This window comes from Rhodoferax sp. ZS1R8 (assembly GCF_056521325.1).
Genome location: NZ_JBWMBA010000157.1, coordinates 1 through 1,128, shown reverse-complemented (window position 1 = coordinate 1,128; position 1,128 = coordinate 1). Strand labels below are relative to the sequence as shown.

General features: G+C 60.0%; 1 protein-coding gene. It reads right to left on the bottom strand.

Going from position 1 to position 1,128, the window contains the following annotated elements:
• A partial coding sequence (locus AC097P_RS24615) for a CheR family methyltransferase (protein WP_479613040.1) occupies positions 1–1,128 on the bottom strand: 1,128 nt, incomplete at both ends.

Below are 1,128 nucleotides of genomic sequence, written 5' to 3'. Positions count from 1 at the left end.
ATGCCAGCCTCGCCAGGGGTTGGCTCCAGGTACATGCCCGAACGGCCATGCAAAAAGAGCACGTCACCATGGGCGTTGACCAGGGCCGCCACTTTGTCGACCTGTTGCAACAAGGTTTGCTCGGTCAACTCGCGCAAGGACAGCTTGGTGGCCAGCGCCGTGCCACCAGCGGCCAGCGGGGGGTTGGCTTCTTTTTGCATGGGGGGCGATAAAAAGCGACCCAAGGCTGCGCGCTGTGCGCCCTGAAAATCTTCCTTGCGCTGGTACAGCTTGGACTTGCGCTCCAGCGTGGCAAACAGGTCGGCAAACTCGCCCACCGTCTCGGACGTACCCAAGAACAGCATGCCGCCTGGGCACAGCGCGTAATGGAACAGCGATATCAGCTTCTTCTGCAAATCCGCACCCAGATAAATCAGCAGGTTGCGGCAACTGATCAGATCGAGCTTAGAGAAAGGTGGGTCCTTGATCAGGTTCTGCTCCGAGAACACCAGCATGTCGCGTATGCCCTTGTGCACGCGGTAGGCGTTGCCGCCGGGCTCCAGCGTGAAGAAGCGCGCCAGCCGCTCGGGCGTGATGTCTTCGGCAATGCTGGCGGGGTAGACGCCCACCCGTGCGACCGCAATGGCGCGGCTATCAATATCGGTGGCAAAGACCTGGATGCGGTAGTTCTGTTTGAGCGCCTCCAGCCGCTCCTGCAACAGGATGGCAATGGAATAGGCCTCTTCACCCGTGGAGCAGCCCGCGGTCCAGGCGCGCACCACGCCGCCCATTGGTTTGCCTGCAAACAGTTTGGGAATGACCTGTTCCTCCAGCGCCGCAAAGGCATCGGGGTCGCGAAAGAAACTGGTCACCCCGATCAGCAGGTCACGAAACAGTGCCTCCACCTCGGCTGGCGTTTGCTGCAAGTACTGCACATAACTTTCCAGGGTTTCTACCTGGTGTACCGCCATGCGGCGCTCGATACGGCGAAAAATGGTGTTGGGCTTGTACTGCGAAAAATCGTGCCCGGTCTGCGAGCGCAGCAAGATAAATACCTTCTTCAACGCGTTTTCGGACTTGGGCAACGCGGCGGTTATGGGGCGCGGTGGGTTGCCAAACGCATGGCTGGTGTAGGCAATGAGCTGGGCC